The following is a 19,206-nucleotide window of genomic DNA, read 5'->3' on the forward strand; positions in this document are numbered from 1 at the left end:
CATTGCAAAATATTGCATAACGAACCGACAGAGCGCCCAATCGGAAGTCAGCCGGAGCCTGCCGTGCAGGCACGACGAAAATGCCGGATTTGCACTGGCCTTTGACCGGCCGGCACGCCAGCATGGCCGATATCGCAGCTTCCGGACCCGACATGACCGCCTCGATCCCCGCCAAGGCCTCCGTTCCCCACTTCCAGTCCTTTTCCGAGCCGAGCGATCCGTCGCAGGTCGCGCCCCGGGTCGCGGCCCTGCGCGCCGCCCTCGCGCGCCAGGGCCTGGCGGGCTTCGTGGTGCCGCGCGCCGATGAGCACCAGGGCGAATACGTTCCTGCCCATATGGCGCGCCTCGCCTGGCTCAGCGGCTTTACCGGCTCGGCGGGCAATGCGGTGGTGCTGGCCGACAAGGCGGCGCTGATCGTCGATGGCCGCTACACGATCCAGTCCGCCGAGCAGACCGACACCGCCGTGATCACGCCGGTCAGGATGGAGGAAACGCCGCTCGACAAATGGGTGGCGGCGAACCTGCCGGCCGGCGGCAGGCTCGGCTACGATCCCTGGCTGCACACCGTCGACGGCGTCGCGAAACTCGAAAAGGCGGTGGCGGCGGCTGGCGGCGAGCTCGTCGCGGTGACGCCCAATCCGATCGATGCGCTCTGGAGCGACCGCCCTGCTCCGCCCTCGGCGCCGGTCAAGGCGCATCCCGCCGCCTACGCCGGCGAGAGCGCGGCGAGCAAGCTCGCCCGCATCCAGGAGGCGCTCGGCAAGGACAAGGTCGATGCGCTGGTCCTCTCGGATCCGCATGCGCTGGCCTGGACCTTCAACATCCGCGGCGGCGATGTCGAGCACACGCCGCTGCCGCTCGGCTACGCCATCGTGCCCCGCGAGGGCCGGCCGACCGTCTTCCTGGCCCCGGAGAAGATCACCAACGAGGCCGGTGACGCCATCGGCGCGCTCGGCGAGATCGCCCCGCCCCAGGCACTGGAGGAGCAGCTGAAGGCGCTCGGCGCGAGCAAGGCCAAGGTCCGTCTCGATGCGACCACCGCTGCGGCGGCGCTGGCGACCCTGATCCGCGAGGCCGGCGGCACGCCGGAAGCCGGAACCGATCCGATTGCGCTGATGAAGGCGCGCAAGAACGAGGCCGAGCTCAGCGGCGCCCGCGCGGCGCATCTGCGCGACGGCGCCGCCATGGCCCGCTTCCTCTCCTGGCTCGCACGCGAGGCACCGAAGGGCAGCCTGACCGAGATCGACGCGGTGGCGGCACTGGAGGCCGAGCGCCGCGGCACCGGCCTGCTCAGGGACGTCTCCTTCACCACCATCGCTGGCGCCGGGCCGAACGCCGCCTTGCCGCATTACCGCGTCACGGATTCGAGCAACCGGGCGATCGAGCCCGGCATCTTCCTGGTCGATTCCGGCGGGCAGTACGAGGACGGCACCACAGACATCACCCGCACCATGGCGGTCGGCGAGCCCAGCCCGGAAATGCGCGACCGCTACACCCGCGTGCTCAAGGGCCATGTCGCGATCTCGCGCGTCGTCTTCGTCAAAGGCACCTCCGGGGCGCAGCTCGACGCCTTCGCCCGCGCCCCGCTGTGGCAGGCCGGGCTCGATTTCGACCATGGCACCGGCCATGGCGTCGGCAGCTATCTGTCGGTGCACGAAGGCCCGCAGCGCCTCTCCAAGCTCGGCACCACGCCGCTCGAGCCCGGAATGATCCTCAGCAATGAGCCGGGCTACTACAAGGAAGGCGCCTACGGCATCCGCATCGAGAACCTGATCGTGGTCGAGGAGCGCTCCATCCCTGGCGGCGACCGCACCATCTACGGCTTCGAGACGATCACCTGGTGCCCCTATGAGCGGGCGCTGATCGAGCCCGCGCTGCTCGACGATGGCGAGCGCGCCTGGATCGACGCCTATCACGGCGAGGTCTGGAAGCGCATCGGCCCGCTGGTCGAAGGCGAGACGAAGGCCTGGCTGGAGCAGGCCTGCCGGCCGCTCTGACGGCCTTCGTCAGAACAACGCTCTGAGCCCCACCACGGTCGCGACGCCGACCGCGACCACCCCGAGCAGCGGCAGGCGCGTCGCCGCGAGGCCAGAGACCAGTGCCGCGACCGTCTCGATCCAGCCGGTCGCCAGCGCGCTCGGCGCGATCACCGCGATCAGCACGGCCGGCGGGATCGCGTCGAAGGCGGCCTGCGCCCGCGGCGTCAGGTTCAGCCTACCGACCAGGGCGAGCCCGGCAATGCGGGTGAGATAAGTCACCAGCGCCATGCCGAGGAAGGCGGCGAGATTGATCGGGTCGAGGCTCATTCGGCCGGGCTTTCGCAGGGTTGCGCGGCGGCTTCGCTGCCGGCGGCGATCCAGGCGGCGGCAAGTCCACTGAGCGCGCCGGCCAGCACATGCCAGGGCGGGCCGGCGAACCGGTAGGCCAGCGCCGAGGCGATGCCGGCCGAGGCCACCGTCCAGGCCGTGACCCGGCCTTTCCAGAAGGCGGCGACGAGCGCGATGAACAGCGCGGTGAAGGCGAAATCGGCGCCGTAGCGCTTGGGGTCGCCGAGCGCGGCGCCGATGATCGCGCCGGTGGTCGAGGTCAGCAGCCACAGGCAGACGAAGGGGATCGCCATCGCGAACCAGTAGACCGGGGTGATCGGATGGCTGCGCGCCCGCTTCTCGGCCAGCGCCCAGTTCTCGTCGGCCATGTAGTAGAGCCCGAGGAAGGTCTGCGTCCGCGAAAAGCCCGAGAGCTTCGGCGCCAGCGAGGCGCTCATCAGGATATGGCGGGCATTGATCAGCGCCGTCGAGAACACCAGCGCCAGGATCGGCGCCGGGCTCGCCCAGAGCTCGACCGCGGCGAACTGGGCACCGCCGGCGAAGACCAGCGCGCTCATCGCGAAGACCTCGAGGGGCGACAGCCCCTTGCCGGCCGCGAGCGCGCCGAACAGGAAGCCGATCGGCACCGCGGCCAGCGCCGCCGGCCAGATATCGTTCAGCCCTGCGCGGGCCTCATTGGTCCAGGACATCGCTTTGAAACTCGTTCAGGCGAGATGAGCGGCGCGGAAGGCGCCCGGCGTCACGCCGAGCCGCGCCTTGAAGGCCCGGGTCAGATGGGCCTGGTCGCAAAAGCCGGTCGCCGCCGCGACCTCACCCGGAGCATCGCCGCGCCGCAGCCGCTCGCGGGCGCGGCGAACACGGATGTCGACGAGATAGGCATGCGGCGTCAGCCCGGTCTCGCGACGGAAGGCCCGGATCAGGTGATGGCGCGGCAGGCCCGAGCGCTTTGCCAGCTCGGCCAGCGAGAGATCCTCGTCATAGCGCTGCTCCAGCAGCTCACGCGCCTGGGCGATGGGTCCGCTCTCCCGCCCCAGCCCCCGCACCGTCAGGTCGGCATGGCGGGCGAGGCACCAGCCATAGGCGCGCAGCAGCCCTTCCTCTCCGGCGAGCGCGTCCCCGCCCTCCTCCAGCACGCGGTGAGCGGCGCCGAACAGCGCCGCCCCTTCCGGGTCCCGCACGGTCGGCTCCGCGAAGTACGGCGTGCCGATATCGTCGCGGCCGGTGAGCGAAGCCGCGACCTCGCGCATCAGCTCGACCGTCGGGTAGCTCATCCGGTAGCGATAGCCGCCCTCGCTGGGGGCGCCGTCATGGACATCGAGCGGCTGGTTGAAGACGATGTCGCCGGCCCCGGCATAGAGCCTGCGGCCGCGCGCATGCCAGATCTCGCAGCCGACCTCGATCGTGCCGATCGCATAGGTGTCGTGGACATGCGGGGCATAGGCGTGGGTACGGAACGTCGCCGACAGGAATTCGAGCCCGTCGAAGCGACGCGCCGTGAACAGATGCGCCCGCTCCCCCGCCTGGAGCGGAGTCTGCTCCAGTGCCTCGCCCTGTGTGATCAGATCCATGCCGCAAGATAGAGCGGATGCGGGCGCAGATGTCTTGAAGAAAAGTGATGGCGACGATCACGCGAGCGTCGCCATCCCATCGCCGCTCGCGGGCGGTTCAGGGGCGCGGCGGCTCCTTGCCGGCGACGAGTACCAGAACCGCACCCGCGAAGGTCGCGGCCGCCATGTAGCCGATCGGCCCGAGACCTCCGACAAGATTGACCAGCAGGCCGCCGAGGACGGCGCCGCTCGCGATCGCGACCAGGAAGGCGGCGGTCAGGAGCCCGCTCGCCGCCTCGGCGTGATCCGCCGCGATCCGCACCATCCAGCTCTGGAAGCCGACCGGCGCGAAGCCGAAGGCGAAGCCCCAGGCCGCGACCGCGATCCCCGCCACGATCGGCGACGCCCCGAACAGGGTCATGACCAGCGCCAGGGCCGCGACCGCCAGCGCGAAGGAGACGATGGCGAGCTTGACGCCCCGCGCCGCCACAGCTCCGCCGGCGAAGTTGCCGATGACGTTGCCGACGCCATAGCCGAGCAGGACGGAGGTGATCGCCGCCACGCCGAGCTGCGGCACCTGCTCGAGGAACGGCCGGATATAGGTGAAGCCGGTGAACTGGCCGGAGATGATGATCAATACGGAGATCAGCATAAGGCGCACGCTCGGCCGCGAGAGCAGTACCGCCAAGGTGCCGAGCTTCGGAGCGGTCTGTGACGGCAGGGACGGCATCGTCGCCATCAGCACCAGCAGGGCGACGCCGGCGAGACCGGCCGAGAGCGCGAACACCATCCGCCAGCCGATCAGCGAGTCGAGATAGGCCCCAAGCGGCCCTCCGCCGATGAAGGCGGCGGAGACGCCGGCCGAAATGATCGCCAGCGCCCGCGGCACCGACTTCACGGGGACGAGCCGCAGCGACAGCGCCGGCGCCATCGACCAGAAGCCGCCGAGGCTGAGACCGAGAAGGAAGCGTGCCGCCAGCAGCATCGCATAGCCATTGGCGAGCGCCGTGAGGGTGCTCGACACCGCCAGCAGCGAGATCAGCGCCCACAGGACGAGGCGCCGGTCGAAACGGCTGGTGACGATCGGCGTGAAGATCGCGGAGACCACCCCGACCAGCGAGGTCACCGTGACGGTCTGTCCGGCCGCGCCGACGCTGATCGAAAGATCGGCGGCGATCGAGGTCAGCACGCTGGCGGGCAGGAACTCGGCGCTGACCAGCGCAAAAACGCCCATGCCGAGCGCAAACACCGCCGGCCAGACTGCGGTGCTGCGCTCTTGGGGCGCGATACCGGCGAGTGCGGGATCGGCGGTGACTGAAAGGGAATCCGACATGGGGTCGCTCCGGAAAGATCGGACACCGGAGTTAGGCGTGACGCTTCGGACCTTCCATGCTAGAAATTCCACAATGCTTGACAATTCGTCCAGAACCGCCACGCGCGATCCGCTGACCGAAATGCTGCGTGGCCTGCGTCTCGAAGGCGTCGACTACGCGCGCTACCGCATGGCAGCGCCGTGGTGCCTGCTGTTTCCCGCCCAAGCCGCGGCGCGCTTCCATTTCATGGCCGAGCGCGGCTGCTGGCTGCGGACCCCCGAGGGCGAATGGCACCGGCTCGAACAGGGCGACGCCGTGTTGATGCCGCGCGGCGCCGAGCACGCGCTCGCCAGCGAGCCGAGCGCCCAGGCGAAGCCGCTCGGCCGCTGCGCCTTCGAGGCCTGTTGCGGCGAGATCGCCGATGCGCATGGCGGTGGTGATGGCGAGGACGCCCAGTTCTTCAGCGCCAGCCTGTGTTTCAATGTCGATGCCCAGCACCCGCTGCTGCGGATGATGCCGGAGCTGATGTGGGTGCATGAGATGGCAGTGCATGAGCCCGCCATCCCACCGCTGCTCAGCACCATGTCGTGTGAACTCGCCCTTGATCGCGTCGGCGCGGGCGGAATCCTGACGCGCCTGGCCGATGTCGTCGCCGCGGCGCTGATCCGTTCCTGGGTCGAACGCGGCTGCGGCAGTCCCACCGGCTGGGTCGCCGCCGCGCGCGATCCCGATATCGGCAGGGTCCTGGCCGCGATCCATCTCGATCCCAGCGGCGACTGGACCGTCGAGGCGCTGGCCGGCGTCATGCACGCCTCACGCTCCGCCTTCGCCGAACGCTTCGCGGCGATCGTCGGCGAGACGCCCGCTCGCTATGTCGCCCAGGTCAGGATGCACCAGGCGAGGCAATGGCTGGTGCGCGACCGGATGAAGATCGCGGTCGTCGCCCGTCGCCTCGGCTATGATTCGGAAGCTTCGTTCAGCCGCGCCTTCAAGCGCGTGATCGGCGCGTCGCCGAGCCGGTTCCGTGCGGGCGAGACGCTCGGACCGCCCTTGCTCAGCGGCCCCCTGCCGCCGTCTTCGGCAGCCCCGCAGGACCACGGCGAGCCTTGATGCTCCGGCCTGCCGCCCTGCCCGCGCGCCCAAGCACGAGCTGGAGCCATCTCGCGACGACCCCGGGCGCAGCGGCGATGGCCTCCCGACGCAGCTGGGCACTGCGACGCGCATAAAATTCGATGTCGATCGAGCCGTCGGTACGCCGGATGGTCGCGTCGTGAAGCTTCTCTGCCATGATCGCCTCGCTAGGCTGCCATGGCGAGACTGGCGCAGCATGCGGCGCCGCGCTTGACCGGGCTCTTGTGCTTTTCTTGTCCTTTCCCTGCTTTTTCGCGAAGGCTGCCGGCGTCGATACCGGCCCCGGCTTCCGCATGGTAAGAAGCGGCATGCGCTATCGCTTCGGGGCATTCGAGCTCGTTCCGGAAACGCGGGAGCTTCTCGCGGACGGGCGGCCGCGCGCGATCGAGCCGCAGGTCTTCGATCTGCTCCATTACCTGGTGTGCGAACGCGAGCGCGTGGTGTCGCAGGACGACTTGATCGCCGCGGTCTGGCACGGGCGGATCGTCTCGGATTCGGCGATCAGCGCCAGGATCAGCGCTGCGCGCGCGGCGATCGACGATGGCGGCAAGCGTCAGGACTGGATCCGCACCGTGGCGCGGCACGGTTTCCGCTTCATCGGCGCGGTCGAGCCGGTGGAAGCCCCGCGCCACCAGCAGCCCGCCGCAGAGGCGGCAGCGCCCGGCAGAACGCCGCATCAGCGCGTCGCCTTTTGCCGCTCGCGCGATGGCACCCGCATCGCGTACGCCACCAGCGGCGCGGGATACCCGATGGTCAAGGCCGGGCACTGGCTGACCCATCTCGAACACGATTGGCACAGCCCGCTCTGGCGCCCGCTGTTGAGCCGGCTCGGCCAACGGTTTGCGCTCCTGCGCTACGACCAGCGCGGCAATGGCCTTTCCGACCGGGAGATCAGCGACTTCGCGCTGGATCGCTTCGTCGAGGACCTCGAAGCCGCCGTGGATGCCGCCGGGCTCGAACGCTTCGCGCTCTACGGGACGTCGCAGGGCGTGCCGATCGCGCTGGCCTATGCAGGGCGACACCCTGAAAGGCTGAGCCACCTCGTCCTGCATGGGGGCTTCGTCAAAGGCCGCCTCGTCCGGTCGGGCGCCGACCGGGAACAGGGGCTGGCGCTGCTCACCCTGATACGGCATGGGTGGGGCAAGGCGAACAGCCCGTTCATCAAGGCCTTCGCCACCCTGTTCATTCCCGATGGCAGCCGCGAGCAGATCGAATCCCTGGCCGAGTTGCAGCGGCTCACCACCTCGGCCGACAATGCCGCGGCGCTGCGCTGGGCGATCGACCATTTCGACGTCTCGGATCTACTCGAGAAGCTTGCGGTGCCGACCCTGGTGATCCATGCCAATGACGATGGTGTCCAGCCGCTCGAACAGGGACTGGAACTGGCCTCGCGGATCGCCGATGCCGAATTCCTGCTGCTCGAGAGCCGCAATCACGTCATCGTGCCAGAGGAACCGGCCTGGCCGGTGCTCTTCGAGGGGATCGAGCGCTTCGTCCTGGGCGCAGCCGCACCGGGCTGAGCCGGATGGCAGAGAACCCTGGGGCCAAACGCCCTGCCCTCCTCCCGTGACGCCCTCTGACACTCGCCACCATGTACGCGACGGAACGACCATGAGCATTCGCCAGCAGCTGATCGACCGCTTCTTCCGCTATCTCTCGATTGCCAGCCAGAGCGACGCGAAGGCGGTGACGCTGCCGAGCACGCCCGGCCAGCAACAACTCGCCGCGATGCTGGCCGACGAGCTGCGCGCGCTCGGCCTCGACGAGGTCGTTCTCGACCGGCACGCCACCGTCACGGCGGTGAAGCGGGGCACCGTGCCGGATGCGCCGAAGATCGGCTTCATCGCCCATCTCGACACCTTCGACGCCGGACTCTCGCCCGAGATCCGGCCGCAGTTGCTGCGTTTCGAAGGAGAGGACCTGTGCCTCAACCGCGAGCAGGACATCTGGCTGCGGGTCGCCGAGCATCCGCAGCTGCGCGACTGGGTTGGCACCGAGATCATCGCCGGCGACGGCACGAGCGTGCTCGGCGCCGACAACAAGGCGGCGATCGCGGTGATCATGACCCTGCTCGCCAATCTCGGTCCGCAGGACGCGCATGGCGACATCCTCGTCGCCTTCGTGCCCGATGAGGAGATCGGCCTGCGCGGCGCCAGGGCGCTCGACCTGTCGCGCTTCGCCTGCGACTTCGCCTATACGATCGACAGCTGCGAGCTCGGTGAGGTGGTCATCGAGAACTTCAACGCCGCCGCCGCCGAGATCACCCTGACCGGCGTCAGCGCCCATCCGATGTCGGCCAAGGGCGTGCTGGTGAACCCGGTGCTGATGGCGCAGGACTTCATCGCCCGCTTCGACCGGGCAGAGACGCCGGAGAACACGCAGGGGCGCGAAGGCTATGTCTGGTTCAACAGCATCGCCGCCAATGCCAGCGAGGCGAAGCTCGGTGCCCTGATCCGCGATTTCGACAAGGAGAGCTTGGCGGCCCGCAAGCGCCGCATCGGCGCGGTCGCGGCCGAGATCGCCGCGCTCTATCCGACCGGCCGCGTCGAGGCCCACATCACCGACACCTATGGCAACATCCATGACAGCCTCGGGCTGGACCAGCGCCCGGTCGAATTGCTGTTTTCCGCGCTGGAGGCGCTGCAGATTCGGAAGAAGCAGATCCCGATGCGCGGCGGCACCGACGGCGCGGCGCTCTCGGCGCGCGGCCTGCCGACGCCGAACTTCTTCACCGGCGCCTACCACTTCCACTCGCGCTACGAGTTCCTGCCCGTCCCGGCCTTCGAGAAATCCTATCAGGTGGCGCGGATGATCTGCACGCTGGCGGCAGGGCGCGCTCCAACCTAATTCCGAGTCATCCCGGACAAGCGGCGTAGCCGCGCCGATCCGGGATTCATTCCTGAACCCCTATCGGAAAAGCTCAGGAATGAATCCCGGGTCTTCGCTTCGCTGCGCTCGGGATGACGTCTATTGGTTGCTTGGGAGCGGGTGTTACCCGCCAACCAGCTCGAACCAGCCGGCCTCGTCGATCACCTTGACGCCGTGCTTGGCCGCGTCCTTGAGCTTCGAGCCAGCGCCCGGCCCCGCCACCAGCAGATTGGTCTTCGACGAGACCGAGCCGGCGACCTTCGCGCCCAGACGTTCGGCCATCGCCTTGGCCTCGTCGCGGGTCATGCGCTCCAGCGCCCCGGTGAAGACGACGATCTGGCCGGCGACCGGGCTCGACGACGCCACCGCCTCCAGCGGCTGCGGCGTCACCTGCGCCAGCAGCCGCGCCAGCATCTCCTGATTGTGCTCCTCCGCGAAGAACTGCAGCAGCGCCTCGACCACGGTCGGGCCGACGCCGTCGATCGCGTCGAGCGCCGCGCGCTCCTCGCTCTCCGGGCTCTCTGCCGCGAGGCAGGCTGCCTGCAGCGCTTCGAACGAGCCGTAATGACGCGCCAGCAGGCGCGCATTGGTCTCGCCGATATGGCGGATGCCGAGCCCGAAGATGAAGCGGTTCAGCGGCGGCCTGCGCCGGTCATCGATCGCCTCGAACAGCTTCTTGGTGCTGGTCGCGCCGAAACCTTCCTTATCCTTGAGCTTCTTGAGATTGGCGCCGTCGCGCTGCGCCAGCGTGAAGATGTCGGCCGGCTCCTTCACCGGCAGATCTGGATCGGCATGGAAGAACTCGATCTGCTTGTCGCCGAGCCCATCGATGTCGAGCGCGTCGCGCGAGACGAAATGCTTCAGACGCTCGACCGCCTGCGCCGCGCAGATCAGCCCGCCGGTGCAGCGGCGTACCGCATCCTCCTTGCCCGAGCGCGGATTATGCTCGCGCACCGCATCCGAGCCGCAAACCGGGCAGGTCGTCGGGAAGACGTAAGGCTGCGCGTTGGCGGGACGCTTGGCGAGATCGACCGCTTCGACGCGCGGGATCACGTCGCCTGCGCGCTTCACCGTCACGGTGTCGCCGATCCGGATGTCGCTGCCGTCGCGGATCGGCAAGCCCTTCGAATCGAAGCCGCGGATATAGTCCTCGTTGTGCAGCGTCGCGTTGGTGACGACGACGCCGCCGACCGTCACCGGCCTCAGCCGCGCCACCGGCGAGAGCGCGCCGGTGCGGCCGACCTGGATGTCGATCGCTTCCAGCACAGTGGTCGCGAGCTCGGCCGGGAACTTGTGGGCGATCGCCCAGCGCGGCGCGCGCGCGACGAAGCCGAGCCTCGCCTGCAGCGCGAGCTCGTCGACCTTGTAGACCACGCCGTCGATATCGTAGCCGAGCGTCGCCCGCTGCGCCTCGATCAGCCGGTAATGCGCCAGCAGCTCGTCGACGCTCTCGCAGCGGACCATCAGCGGGTTGGTACGAAAACCCCAGCGGGCGAAGGCCTCGACCACGCCGAACTGCGTCGGCGCCGGCAGGACGGGCATCTCGCCCCAGGCATAGGCGAAGAACCGCAGGGGTCGCGAGGCGGTGATCGAGACGTCGAGCTGGCGCAGCGAGCCGGCGGCGGCATTGCGCGGATTGGCGAACTCCCGTTCCTCCTTCTCGCGCTGGCGCTGGTTGATCGCCGCGAAATCGGCATGGCCGAGATAGACCTCGCCGCGCACCTCGGCGACATCGGGAACGTCGCTGCCCTTCAGCCGGTGCGGGATCTCGGCGATGGTGCGGGCATTGGCAGTGACGTCCTCGCCCTCCTCGCCATCGCCGCGCGTCGCGGCGCTGACCAGTTCGCCCTTCTCGTAGCGCAGGGAGAGCGAGAGCCCGTCGATCTTGGGCTCGGCGGTGAAAGCGATCGGCTGGTCGTCCTTGCGGCCGAGGAACGTCCGCACCCGTGTGACGAAATCGGCGACGTCCTCGTCGGCGAAGGCGTTGCCGAGCGAGAGCATCGGCACGCGATGCCGGATCTTGGCGAACTTGCCGGACGGCTTGGCGCCGACCTTGTCCGAAAGCGCCTCGGGGCCCTTCAGCTCGGGAAAGGCGCCTTCGAGCGCGTTGAGCCGCCGGCGCTTCTCGTCATAGACGGCGTCGTCCAGGACCGGCGCATCGTCCTGGAAATAAGCGCGATCGGCCTCGGCGATTTCGGCGACGAGCAGCTTGTGCTCGGCGCGCGCGGCCTCGGCTGTCAGGTCTTCGACGGGAAGGGCAGAATTGGCAGTCATGGCGCTGTTCTAGAGCAGGGGCCTCTCCCTGCGAAGCACCCCTTGTCACGTTTGCGTTCGTCGATTTGTGACAGGAGCCCACCGGGTGTAAGCTTGCCGCGCTGACAATTGGATGCTCGACGCCTCAAGGCTCTCGAACCAGGGATTACGTCAGGGCCATCGAGGCGAACCGGGCCGGAACCGGGATGATCGCCATGGCCGATATCAACAGCACCCACCCCCGCATGAGTTCGATGCGCGCCGGGCCCGCCGAAGCGCTGCCCGTCCGCGCGCTGACGATGAGCGATATCGGCGACGCGCTGCGGCGGGGCTATGCCGACTTCCTGGCGCAGCCGAGCCATCTGCTCTTCATTGCGCTGATCTACCCGGTGGCGGGCATCGTGATCGCCCAGCTGACGGTCAGCTACAACATCTTCCCGCTGCTCTTCCCGCTGCTCGGCGGTTTCGCGCTGCTCGGCCCCTTCGCCGCCGTCGGCCTCTACGAGATCAGCCGCCGCCGCGAACTCCACATCAACTCCTCCTGGCTGCATGCCTTTGCCGTGCTGAAATCCCCGGCGATCCGGCCGATCGCGACGCTCGGCGGACTGCTGACCGGATTGTTCATCGCCTGGCTGCTGAGCGCCTGGGTGCTCTATCGCTGGCTCATGGGCAGCGTGCCGCTGACCTCGGCCGAGAGCTTCCTGGTGCCGCTCTTCACCACCGTGAACGGCTGGACGCTGATCATCGTCGGCAATGCGCTCGGCCTGCTCTTCGCCATCGCGGCCTTCTCGCTGACCGTGATCTCGTTCCCGCTGATGCTGGACCGGCATGTCGACGTCGGTACGGCCGTGCGGACTTCGATCGCTGCGGTCGAGGCGAGCCCGCGCGCCATGATGTGCTGGGGCCTGACGATCACCGCGCTGCTGGTGCTCGGCACCTTGCCGGTGCTGGTCGGGCTGATGGTGGTGATGCCGATCCTCGGCCATGCGAGCTGGCACATCTACCGCAAGGTCGTGCCGCGGTAGCTTCGTCCCCGAGCGCGCAGGTAATCGGGAAGGATCGGAACCCGGTCCTTCGAGAGCGTGCGCAGGAGCGACGGCCGCCTCTTAATCGCAAAAAAGTTCGGCGGCCGACGCTCAGCCGGTCATCTCCGCGGCGAACCGGTCACGGGATCGATCTTGACCTCGACCTTCGAGCCGTCGGTCTTGAAGTACTCGATCTCCCAATAGCCGTTGCTGTCCCAATCCACCTCCTTGATGCTCGCAAAGCCGCTGACGGCCTCGATGCCGGCGACGATTTGGGACAGGGGCTTGGCGTTCGAAGGAGGCGCGGCGACGGCCGGACCGACCGCGATAGCAAGAGCGAGCAGCGCGCCCGCGGCCATGGATTGAGTTCGCATCGACATCTCCTGCGCGAAGGACAGCGGAGCAACCGACGAGCGGCCACTCCGCCGTGACCTTCGAGCCATCGCGTGACGAAAACACGACGACAAATCGCAGCAGGCGAGCCGCCCCGGTTTGGAGAGGCCAAGTGGCTCGACTGGCATCGCGGGGAACAATGGCGCGCGAAAGCGCGTTCTCTAACGGCTGCGGCAGGCACGCCGCAGCCTGAATGCCGCGAAGGAGCGGCTTGACGCAACCAACGGGGGGTTCCGCCATGAACAACATCATCTACATCGTCGGTCTTGTCGTCGTCGTCCTGGCGATCCTGTCCTTCCTCGGCCTGCGCTGAGCACCGGACCGAAAGTGGAATCCGCTTCCTGCGGCCTCTAGATCGCCTGCGCGCGTCCGATAGGACGCTCGGCGATCTGGAGGCTGGGAAGGACTAGGACGAAACGGCTCAACGATCGTCGCGACGCGGCTTCTTGCCCGCGAAGGGCTTTTTCGCGCCGAAGGGCTTCTTGTCGGCGAAGGGCTTCTTCTCGCCAAACGCCTTCTTGGCTCCGAACGGCTTCGCGCCGCCGAAATCCCGCTCGCCATGCTTCGGCTTGCCGGCGAACGGCTTGCCGCCGCGCGGGAAATCCGCCGCATCGGCCGTCGGCTCGCGGTCGCGCCTGACCGGATCGTAGGTTTCGCGAGTATTCTCCCGGCCGAACGGCTTGCCCTTGCCTTCATAAGGCTTGCGGAAGCCGCGCTCAGCCGGCGCGTCGTCGCGCCGCGGCGCCTTGGTGTGGTGGGCCTTCTCGGCGAAAGGCTTCGCCGGCCGACGCTCCTCATCGCCCGTCATCAGCTCGATCACGACCTTGTCGCGGTCGGCGGCGCTCGCCAGCGAGGCGAAGCGCTCGGCGACGTCGGCATCGATCTCGACCTTAGTCTCGCGGTCGAAGATGCGGATCGCACCGACCTCGTCGCGGGTGATCTTGCCACGACGGCACAGCATCGGCAGGAGCTGGCGCGGATCGGCGCCATCCTTGCGGCCGACATTGAGGCGGAACCAGACGGTCTCGCCGCGTGGTCCGGCCTTGCGCGGGGCATCGGGGTCGGCATTGTCGAAGCGCGGGCCGGCCCGGTCGCGCGGCCTGACATAGTCCTCGGGGCTGCGCGGGGCGCGGCTCGCCCGGTCGTCGCGGCCGAAGCCGGGATCGCCGACCTCTTCCGTCGCCGGCAGGCGCGAGCGATAGACCCGAACCAGCGCCGCGGCGAGCTCGTTGGCCGAGCGGCCGGCGAGCAGCGCCTCGATCATCCCAGCATCATCCTCACCCGGCTCACCTGAAAGCAGCGGGTCCTGGAGCAGCCGCTCCTGGTCGAGGGCGCGGATCTCGTCCTGAGTCGGCGGACCGCCCCAGACGGCCTGCACGCCAGCGGCGCCGAGCAGCATCTCGGCCTTGCGGCGGCGCGAGGCCGGAACCAGCAGCACGCTGGTGCCCTTGCGCCCGGCCCGGCCGGTGCGGCCGCTCCGGTGCTGCATCACCTCGGGATCGTTCGGCAGCTCGGCATGGATCACCAGGGTCAGCCCCGGCAGGTCGATGCCGCGCGCCGCGACGTCGGTCGCGACACAGACCCGGGCACGCCCGTCGCGCAGCGCCTGCAGCGCCGAATTGCGCTCGCTCTGGCCGAGCTCGCCCGAGAGCGAGACCGCCGCAAAGCCGCGCTCCAGCAGCGCCGCTTCGAGATGGCGCACCGCATTGCGGGTGTTGCAGAAGACCAGCGCGCAGGCGGCGTCATGGAAGCGCAGCAGGTTGACGACCGCGAGCTCGGCTTCCTTCGGGTAGACCCGGACGGCCTTGTACTCGATGTCGGCATGGCCGCGGTCGGCGCCGGCGACCTCGATGCGCAACGCGTCGCGCTGATAGCTCTTGGCGAGCGCGATGATCGCCTTGGGCAGCGTCGCCGAGAACAGCAGGCTGCGCCGGTCCTCGGGAGCGGTCTTCAGGATGAATTCGAGATCGTCGCGGAAGCCGAGATCGAGCATCTCGTCGGCCTCGTCGAGCACGACGGCCCTGAGCGCCGAGACGTCGAGGCGGCCGCGCTCGATATGGTCGCGCAGGCGCCCGGGGGTGCCGACGACGATATGGGCGCCCTCATCGAGCAGCGCGGCCTCGCGGCGCGGATCCATGCCGCCGACGCAGGAGATCACCCGCGCATTCGCCTGCTGGTACAGCCAGTTCAGCTCGCGCTGGACCTGGAGTGCGAGCTCGCGCGTCGGCGCGATGATCAGCGCCAGCGGCTTGCCGGCCCGGCCGAGCGTCTCGGCGCCGTCGAGCAGGGTCTCGCCGATGGCGAGGCCATAGGCCACGGTCTTGCCGGAGCCGGTCTGCGAGGAGACGAGCAGGTCACGCCCGGCCGCCGCGGCTTCGAGCACCGCGTTCTGGACCGGCGTCGGCTCGCTGTAATTGCGTTCGGCGAGCGCACGCGCGAGCGGCGGGCTCGTGGAGATGAAGGACATCGATGTCAGGCCTTAGGTTCCAGCCGGCCGGCTGCCGGCGCGGAGATCGAAGGGCAGCGCCGGACACGGCACCGCGATATTGCGCTGCACATAGAGGAAAACGCGGAAAAAGGGAATGCGGCATCGGTCGGCCCCGCATGCGGCAGAGGAGGCCGGCCATGCTGCCCGTTCCGTTGCCCGCGTCGAGAGCCGCGTGATCTAACAAGTGTCACCGGAGCGGAGATCGGCGGGCATGAGCGATATTTGGCGGCGTTTCGGACCCTATGACGTGCTCATCCTGGACGATGGTGTCTTCGAGGCGCCGCTCGATGTCCTGATCCATGCCGAAGGCGAAGCCGCTCGCGACGGGGCCTTGACGCGCTGGGCCAAGCCGAAGGTCCGCATCCCCGTCAACTGCTTCGCCCTGAAGGGCGCCGACGGCATCACGCTGATCGATGCCGGCACCGGCCCTTCCTGGGGCGAGGCGATGGGACATGCGCCCGCCGCCATGGCCAAGGCAGGCATCGCCCCCGAACAGGTCGAGCGTGTCCTGATCACGCATCTTCACGGCGACCATGCGCTCGGCCTGTTCGACGGCGAACGCGCCCGTTTTCCGAACGCCGAGATCATCGTGCCCGAGGCGGATTTCGGCTTCTTCGGAAACGAAGGCAATCGCGCGCAGACCCCACAGAACCGGCAGGGAGGCTTTGCCATCACCGCAGCGGTGCAGAAGCACTATGGCGACCGCATCCATTCTGTCCCGGCAGGCAGCGTGCGGCCCGGTATCACGCTGATCCCGCTCCCCGGCCACACCGCCGGCCATAGCGGCTATCTGATCGAGGGCGAAGAGAGCCTGCTGCTCTGGGGCGATGCGCTGCATCTCTCCGACCTGCAGGCCACCGATCCGGATATCGGCTTCATCTACGATTTCGACGCCGCCACTGCCTGCGCCTCCCGTCGTGCCGTTCTCGAACGGGCCGCGCGCGAAGGCTGGATCGTCTCAGGCGGTCATATCGAAGGCTTCAGGCGGGCGATCGAGAAAGGCACGGGGTACGAACTGACCCCGGCCTGATCGACTAGTCGCGCATCCCCGCAGCATTGAGCAGCTTGCCGGCGGCCGCCCGCGCCTCCTCGGTGATCGAGGCGCCCGCGAGCATGCGGGCGATCTCCTCGCGCCGCGTCTCCTGTTCCAGCGGCGTGACGCGGGTGACGGTGCGCTCACTTGCACCCTCCAACGCCTGCGCGGATTTCGCGATCAGGAAATGCCGCCCGGCCTTGGCCGCGACCTGCGGCGCATGCGTCACCGAGACGACCTGCACCCGGGACGCCAGCCGCGCCAGCCGTTCCCCGATCGCATCCGCGACGGCACCACCGACGCCCGTATCGATCTCGTCGAAGACCAGCGTCGGCGCCGAGCCGCGCTCGGCCAAAACGACCTTCAGCGCCAGCATGAAGCGCGAGAGCTCGCCGCCGGACGCGACCTTCATCATCGGCCCGGGCCGGGTTCCCGGGTTGGTCTCGACCCAGAACTCGACGCGATCGAAGCCTTCCGGTCCGCGCGCCTCGGAATCGCTGTCGATCTGCGTGATGAAACGCGCCCGCTCCAACTTCAGCGGCGGCAGCTCGATCTTGACGGCGGCGTCGAGCGCAGCGGCCGCACGAACCCGCCCGGCCGACAAAGCGGTCGCCCCGGCGATATAGGCCGCTTCCGCTTCGGCGAGCTCGGCTTCCAGCCGCTTCAGCGAGCCTTCGCTCTCGTCGAGCGCGGCGAGATCGGCCGCCATTGTCTCTGCCAGCGCCGGCAGGGCATCGACCGGTACGTCGAATTTCCGCGCCGCGGCACGCAAGGCGAACAGGCGCTCCTCGACCCTCTCCAGCACGCGCGGATCGTATTCGGCGGCGCGCATCGCCGCAGCGAGCACCTCGCCGGCCTCCTCCAGCGCAACGATCGCGGTGTTCAGCGCCGCCGTCGAGGGATCGATCAGCTCGGGCGCCTGCGCCGCCCGGCGTTCCAGCCGGCGCAGCACGCCGGACAATGCCGCGACCGGCGACGCGCCGCCGCCGACGGCCTCATAGGCCTCGGAGATGTCGCGCGCGACCTTCTCGGCCTGCATCATCGCCTGGCGCTCGCCGGCCAGCGCCTCCTCCTCGCCCGGCTCCGGGGCGAGCTTGGCGAGCTCGGCGACGGCATGGCGCAGGAAATCAGCCTCCTTGCGCGCCGTCTCGACCCGCATGCGCTGGCTCTGCAGGGCCTGGCGGGCGCGCTTCAGCACCTCGCTGGCCTGGGCGACTTCGCCGGCCTGCCGCGTCAGCTCGCCGAAATCGTCGAGGATGGAACGGTGCTGGGCCGGGTCGGTCAGCGCCCGGTCGTCGTGCTGGCCGTGAATCTCGACCAGCGCCGCACCGACCATGCGCAGGATCTGCACGCTGACCGGCTGATCGTTGATGAAGGCGCGGGTGCGTCCGTCGGCATATTGCACCCGGCGCAGGATCAGATCGCCGTCGGTGTCGATTTCCTGCGCCTGCGCCAATGCGCGCGCCGGATGCTCGTGCGGCAGATCGAAGACGGCGCTGACCTGCCCTTGCGTCTCGCCATGGCGGACGAGGCCTCCATCGCCGCGCCCGCCGAGCGCCAGCGCGAAACCGTCGAGCAGGATCGACTTGCCGGCGCCGGTCTCGCCGGTGAGGACGCTGAGCCCGTCATGAAAGGCCAGATCGAGCCGGTCGATCAGAACGATGTCGCGGATCGAGAGCTGGGCGAGCATGAGGCGGACTCAGCCGGTGTGCGGGTTCTGGGCATGCCCGGCCGACACGGGCCGGTCCGGGCAGCTGGATGCCGGGGCGTGCACGGACGGACCGTTGCCGCTCGCCCGCCGACTCAGCGGATCAGGCCGGTGACGGTGCGGCTGAACCCGTTGAACAGCCGGCTGATATAGGAGCCGCGATCCTCGCGCGGCTGCAACCCGCCGCTTTCGAGCAGCACATAGGCGTCCTTGTACCAGGGGCTGTCGGGGAAATTGTGCCCGAGCACCGCCGCAGCGGTCTGCGCCTCGTTGGTGATGCCGAGCGCCATATAGGCCTCGGTCAGGCGCATCAGCGCCTCCTCGACATGGCGCGTCGTCTGGTACTTGGTGATCACGTCGCGGAACCGGTTCACGGCGCCGGGATAATTGCGCTTCTCGAGATAGAAGCGGCCGACATTCATCTCCTTGCCGGCCAGCTGGTCGCGCGCGACCAGCATCTTCTCGCGGACGTCGACGACGTATTCGGACCTCGGATAACGGTCGAGCAGCTCCTGCATCGCCCGCAGCGCCTGCTCCGTCCGCTCCTGGTCGCGCGTCGCGTCCGGGATCTGGTTAAAGTAGGACATCGCCATGATGTACTGCGCATAGGCGGCATCCGGACTCGCCGGGTTCTGCGCCAGGAAGCGCTTGGACGCGGTGATCGCGTCGTCCCACTTGCTCGCCTGGTAGTTCGTATAGGCAGTGAGGATCAGGCCCTTGCGCGAATAGGGCGAGAACGGCGCCTGCTTGTCGATCTCCTCGAACTTCTTGGTCGCGCCCTCGCTGTCGCCGTTCTGCATGCGGGCCAGGCCCTCATTGTACAGCTTGTCAGCCGGCACGGTCGGCAGCACTTCGGGCTTGTAGACCTCAGGCTTGTCGAACGGGTTCATCGAGCTCAGCGTATCGCAGCCGCCGAGCGCAGCCGCCAGCGAGAACACGAGCGCAAGCCGCCTGCCGCCGCTCGCCATTTCGCCGGTATTGAATGTCTTCAGCCGCATGACGCTCACTTCATCCGTCCTTCAGCGCCGCTTTCGAAGGCGGGCGAAAATGGCTTTACTCCAGAAGTCACCGTTTCGCCAACCGTGAAGGGCGCTTCATGCAATGCAAATCGCCACCGTGC

At 68.6% G+C, this 19,206-nt stretch carries 16 protein-coding genes; 6 read left to right on the forward strand and 10 right to left on the reverse strand.

Translation table 11 applies throughout. The annotated features are described in order from the left end of the window. Positions 1-152 precede the first annotated feature (152 nt). A complete protein-coding gene (locus AC1REK_RS07520) occupies positions 153-1,997 on the forward strand; it encodes an aminopeptidase P family protein (RefSeq protein ID WP_492268682.1) in 1,845 nt (614 codons plus the stop codon). A 9-nt stretch (positions 1,998-2,006) separates the two neighbouring features. On the opposite strand, the gene AC1REK_RS07525 is transcribed toward AC1REK_RS07520, so the two are convergent. The 4 genes from AC1REK_RS07525 to AC1REK_RS07540 form a co-directional block, all read right to left on the reverse strand. After that, positions 2,007-2,306 carry an AzlD family protein gene (locus AC1REK_RS07525; protein ID WP_066471812.1) on the reverse strand — a complete coding sequence of 100 codons (300 nt, stop codon included), beginning with the start codon at positions 2,304-2,306 and terminating at the stop codon, positions 2,007-2,009. Further along, on the reverse strand, positions 2,303-3,016 hold the full coding sequence (locus tag AC1REK_RS07530) for an AzlC family ABC transporter permease (RefSeq protein WP_327522006.1): 714 nt from the start codon (positions 3,014-3,016) through the stop codon (positions 2,303-2,305). The genes AC1REK_RS07525 and AC1REK_RS07530 overlap by 4 nt, the downstream gene beginning before the upstream one ends. 15 nt (positions 3,017-3,031) lie before the next feature. After that, a complete protein-coding gene (locus AC1REK_RS07535; RefSeq protein ID WP_492268521.1) occupies positions 3,032-3,895 on the reverse strand; it encodes an AraC family ligand binding domain-containing protein in 864 nt (287 codons plus the stop codon). 97 nt (positions 3,896-3,992) lie between these two features. Then, the gene (locus AC1REK_RS07540; RefSeq protein ID WP_492268520.1) at positions 3,993-5,207 is read right to left on the reverse strand and encodes an MFS transporter; all 1,215 of its coding nucleotides are present in this window, start codon (positions 5,205-5,207) and stop codon (positions 3,993-3,995) included. A gap of 73 nt (positions 5,208-5,280) precedes the next feature. Between AC1REK_RS07540 and AC1REK_RS07545 the strand changes: the two genes are divergently transcribed. Beyond that, entirely contained in the window at positions 5,281-6,297 is a 1,017-nt protein-coding gene (locus AC1REK_RS07545) for an AraC family transcriptional regulator (protein WP_492268519.1), read from the forward strand. 188 nt (positions 6,298-6,485) lie between these two features. Here AC1REK_RS07545 and AC1REK_RS07550 read toward each other — a convergent pair whose 3' ends face one another. Next, on the reverse strand, positions 6,486-6,731 hold the full coding sequence (locus AC1REK_RS07550; RefSeq protein ID WP_492273786.1) for a hypothetical protein: 246 nt from the start codon (positions 6,729-6,731) through the stop codon (positions 6,486-6,488). A 27-nt stretch (positions 6,732-6,758) separates the two neighbouring features. On the opposite strand from AC1REK_RS07550, the gene AC1REK_RS07555 reads away from it, so the two are divergent. Continuing rightward, positions 6,759-7,838, forward strand: coding sequence for an alpha/beta hydrolase (locus AC1REK_RS07555; RefSeq protein WP_492273787.1), 1,080 nt, complete (start codon positions 6,759-6,761; stop codon positions 7,836-7,838). A 91-nt stretch (positions 7,839-7,929) separates the two neighbouring features. Further along, entirely contained in the window at positions 7,930-9,165 is a 1,236-nt protein-coding gene (gene pepT, locus AC1REK_RS07560; protein ID WP_492268517.1) for a peptidase T, read from the forward strand. Between the two features lie 144 nt (positions 9,166-9,309). Here pepT and ligA read toward each other — a convergent pair whose 3' ends face one another. Continuing rightward, on the reverse strand, positions 9,310-11,460 hold the full coding sequence (gene ligA, locus AC1REK_RS07565; RefSeq protein ID WP_492268516.1) for an NAD-dependent DNA ligase LigA: 2,151 nt from the start codon (positions 11,458-11,460) through the stop codon (positions 9,310-9,312). A 194-nt stretch (positions 11,461-11,654) separates the two neighbouring features. Here ligA and AC1REK_RS07570 point away from each other — a divergent pair, with 194 nt between their 5' ends. Continuing rightward, the gene (locus tag AC1REK_RS07570) at positions 11,655-12,464 is read left to right on the forward strand and encodes a DUF2189 domain-containing protein (protein ID WP_492268515.1); all 810 of its coding nucleotides are present in this window, start codon (positions 11,655-11,657) and stop codon (positions 12,462-12,464) included. Between the two features lie 119 nt (positions 12,465-12,583). Here the strand turns inward: AC1REK_RS07570 and AC1REK_RS07575 are convergent, their stop codons facing one another. Both AC1REK_RS07575 and AC1REK_RS07580 read right to left on the reverse strand, forming a co-directional pair. After that, positions 12,584-12,838 carry a PepSY domain-containing protein gene (locus AC1REK_RS07575; protein ID WP_492268514.1) on the reverse strand — a complete coding sequence of 85 codons (255 nt, stop codon included), beginning with the start codon at positions 12,836-12,838 and terminating at the stop codon, positions 12,584-12,586. A gap of 440 nt (positions 12,839-13,278) precedes the next feature. Then, on the reverse strand, positions 13,279-15,324 hold the full coding sequence (locus tag AC1REK_RS07580) for a DEAD/DEAH box helicase (RefSeq protein WP_492268513.1): 2,046 nt from the start codon (positions 15,322-15,324) through the stop codon (positions 13,279-13,281). A 232-nt stretch (positions 15,325-15,556) separates the two neighbouring features. On the opposite strand from AC1REK_RS07580, the gene aidB reads away from it, so the two are divergent. Continuing rightward, positions 15,557-16,375, forward strand: a complete 819-nt coding sequence (gene aidB / locus AC1REK_RS07585; protein ID WP_492268512.1) for an AidB family quorum-quenching N-acyl homoserine lactonase — start codon at positions 15,557-15,559, stop codon at positions 16,373-16,375. Positions 16,376-16,379: 4 nt separating this feature from the next. Here the strand turns inward: aidB and recN are convergent, their stop codons facing one another. Beyond that, positions 16,380-18,068, reverse strand: a complete 1,689-nt coding sequence (recN, locus tag AC1REK_RS07590) for a DNA repair protein RecN (protein ID WP_492268511.1) — start codon at positions 18,066-18,068, stop codon at positions 16,380-16,382. A 113-nt stretch (positions 18,069-18,181) separates the two neighbouring features. Beyond that, a complete protein-coding gene (locus AC1REK_RS07595) occupies positions 18,182-19,084 on the reverse strand; it encodes an outer membrane protein assembly factor BamD (protein WP_327522017.1) in 903 nt (300 codons plus the stop codon). Positions 19,085-19,206: the final 122 nt, after the last annotated feature.

Source organism: Allobosea sp. GW823-FHT02B03, assembly GCF_058797755.1.

Excerpts from the sequence above, each read along its gene's own strand:
- AC1REK_RS07520 (WP_492268682.1), top strand. The coding sequence starts at position 153 with ATGACCGCCTCGATCCCCGCCAAGGCCTCCGTTCCCCACTTCCAGTCC.
- AC1REK_RS07525 (WP_066471812.1), bottom strand. The coding sequence starts at position 2,306 with ATGAGCCTCGACCCGATCAATCTCGCCGCCTTCCTCGGCATGGCGCTG.
- AC1REK_RS07530 (WP_327522006.1), bottom strand. The coding sequence starts at position 3,016 with ATGTCCTGGACCAATGAGGCCCGCGCAGGGCTGAACGATATCTGGCCG.
- AC1REK_RS07535 (WP_492268521.1), bottom strand. The coding sequence starts at position 3,895 with ATGGATCTGATCACACAGGGCGAGGCACTGGAGCAGACTCCGCTCCAG.
- AC1REK_RS07540 (WP_492268520.1), bottom strand. The coding sequence starts at position 5,207 with ATGTCGGATTCCCTTTCAGTCACCGCCGATCCCGCACTCGCCGGTATC.
- AC1REK_RS07545 (WP_492268519.1), top strand. The coding sequence starts at position 5,281 with ATGCTTGACAATTCGTCCAGAACCGCCACGCGCGATCCGCTGACCGAA.
- AC1REK_RS07550 (WP_492273786.1), bottom strand. The coding sequence starts at position 6,731 with ATGGAGCAGATCGAAGACCTGCGGCTCGATCGCGCGCGGCCGCCCGTC.
- pepT (WP_492268517.1), top strand. The coding sequence starts at position 7,930 with ATGAGCATTCGCCAGCAGCTGATCGACCGCTTCTTCCGCTATCTCTCG.
- ligA (WP_492268516.1), bottom strand. The coding sequence starts at position 11,460 with ATGACTGCCAATTCTGCCCTTCCCGTCGAAGACCTGACAGCCGAGGCC.
- AC1REK_RS07570 (WP_492268515.1), top strand. The coding sequence starts at position 11,655 with ATGGCCGATATCAACAGCACCCACCCCCGCATGAGTTCGATGCGCGCC.
- AC1REK_RS07575 (WP_492268514.1), bottom strand. The coding sequence starts at position 12,838 with ATGCGAACTCAATCCATGGCCGCGGGCGCGCTGCTCGCTCTTGCTATC.
- AC1REK_RS07580 (WP_492268513.1), bottom strand. The coding sequence starts at position 15,324 with ATGTCCTTCATCTCCACGAGCCCGCCGCTCGCGCGTGCGCTCGCCGAA.
- aidB (WP_492268512.1), top strand. The coding sequence starts at position 15,557 with ATGAGCGATATTTGGCGGCGTTTCGGACCCTATGACGTGCTCATCCTG.
- recN (WP_492268511.1), bottom strand. The coding sequence starts at position 18,068 with ATGCTCGCCCAGCTCTCGATCCGCGACATCGTTCTGATCGACCGGCTC.
- AC1REK_RS07595 (WP_327522017.1), bottom strand. The coding sequence starts at position 19,084 with ATGCGGCTGAAGACATTCAATACCGGCGAAATGGCGAGCGGCGGCAGG.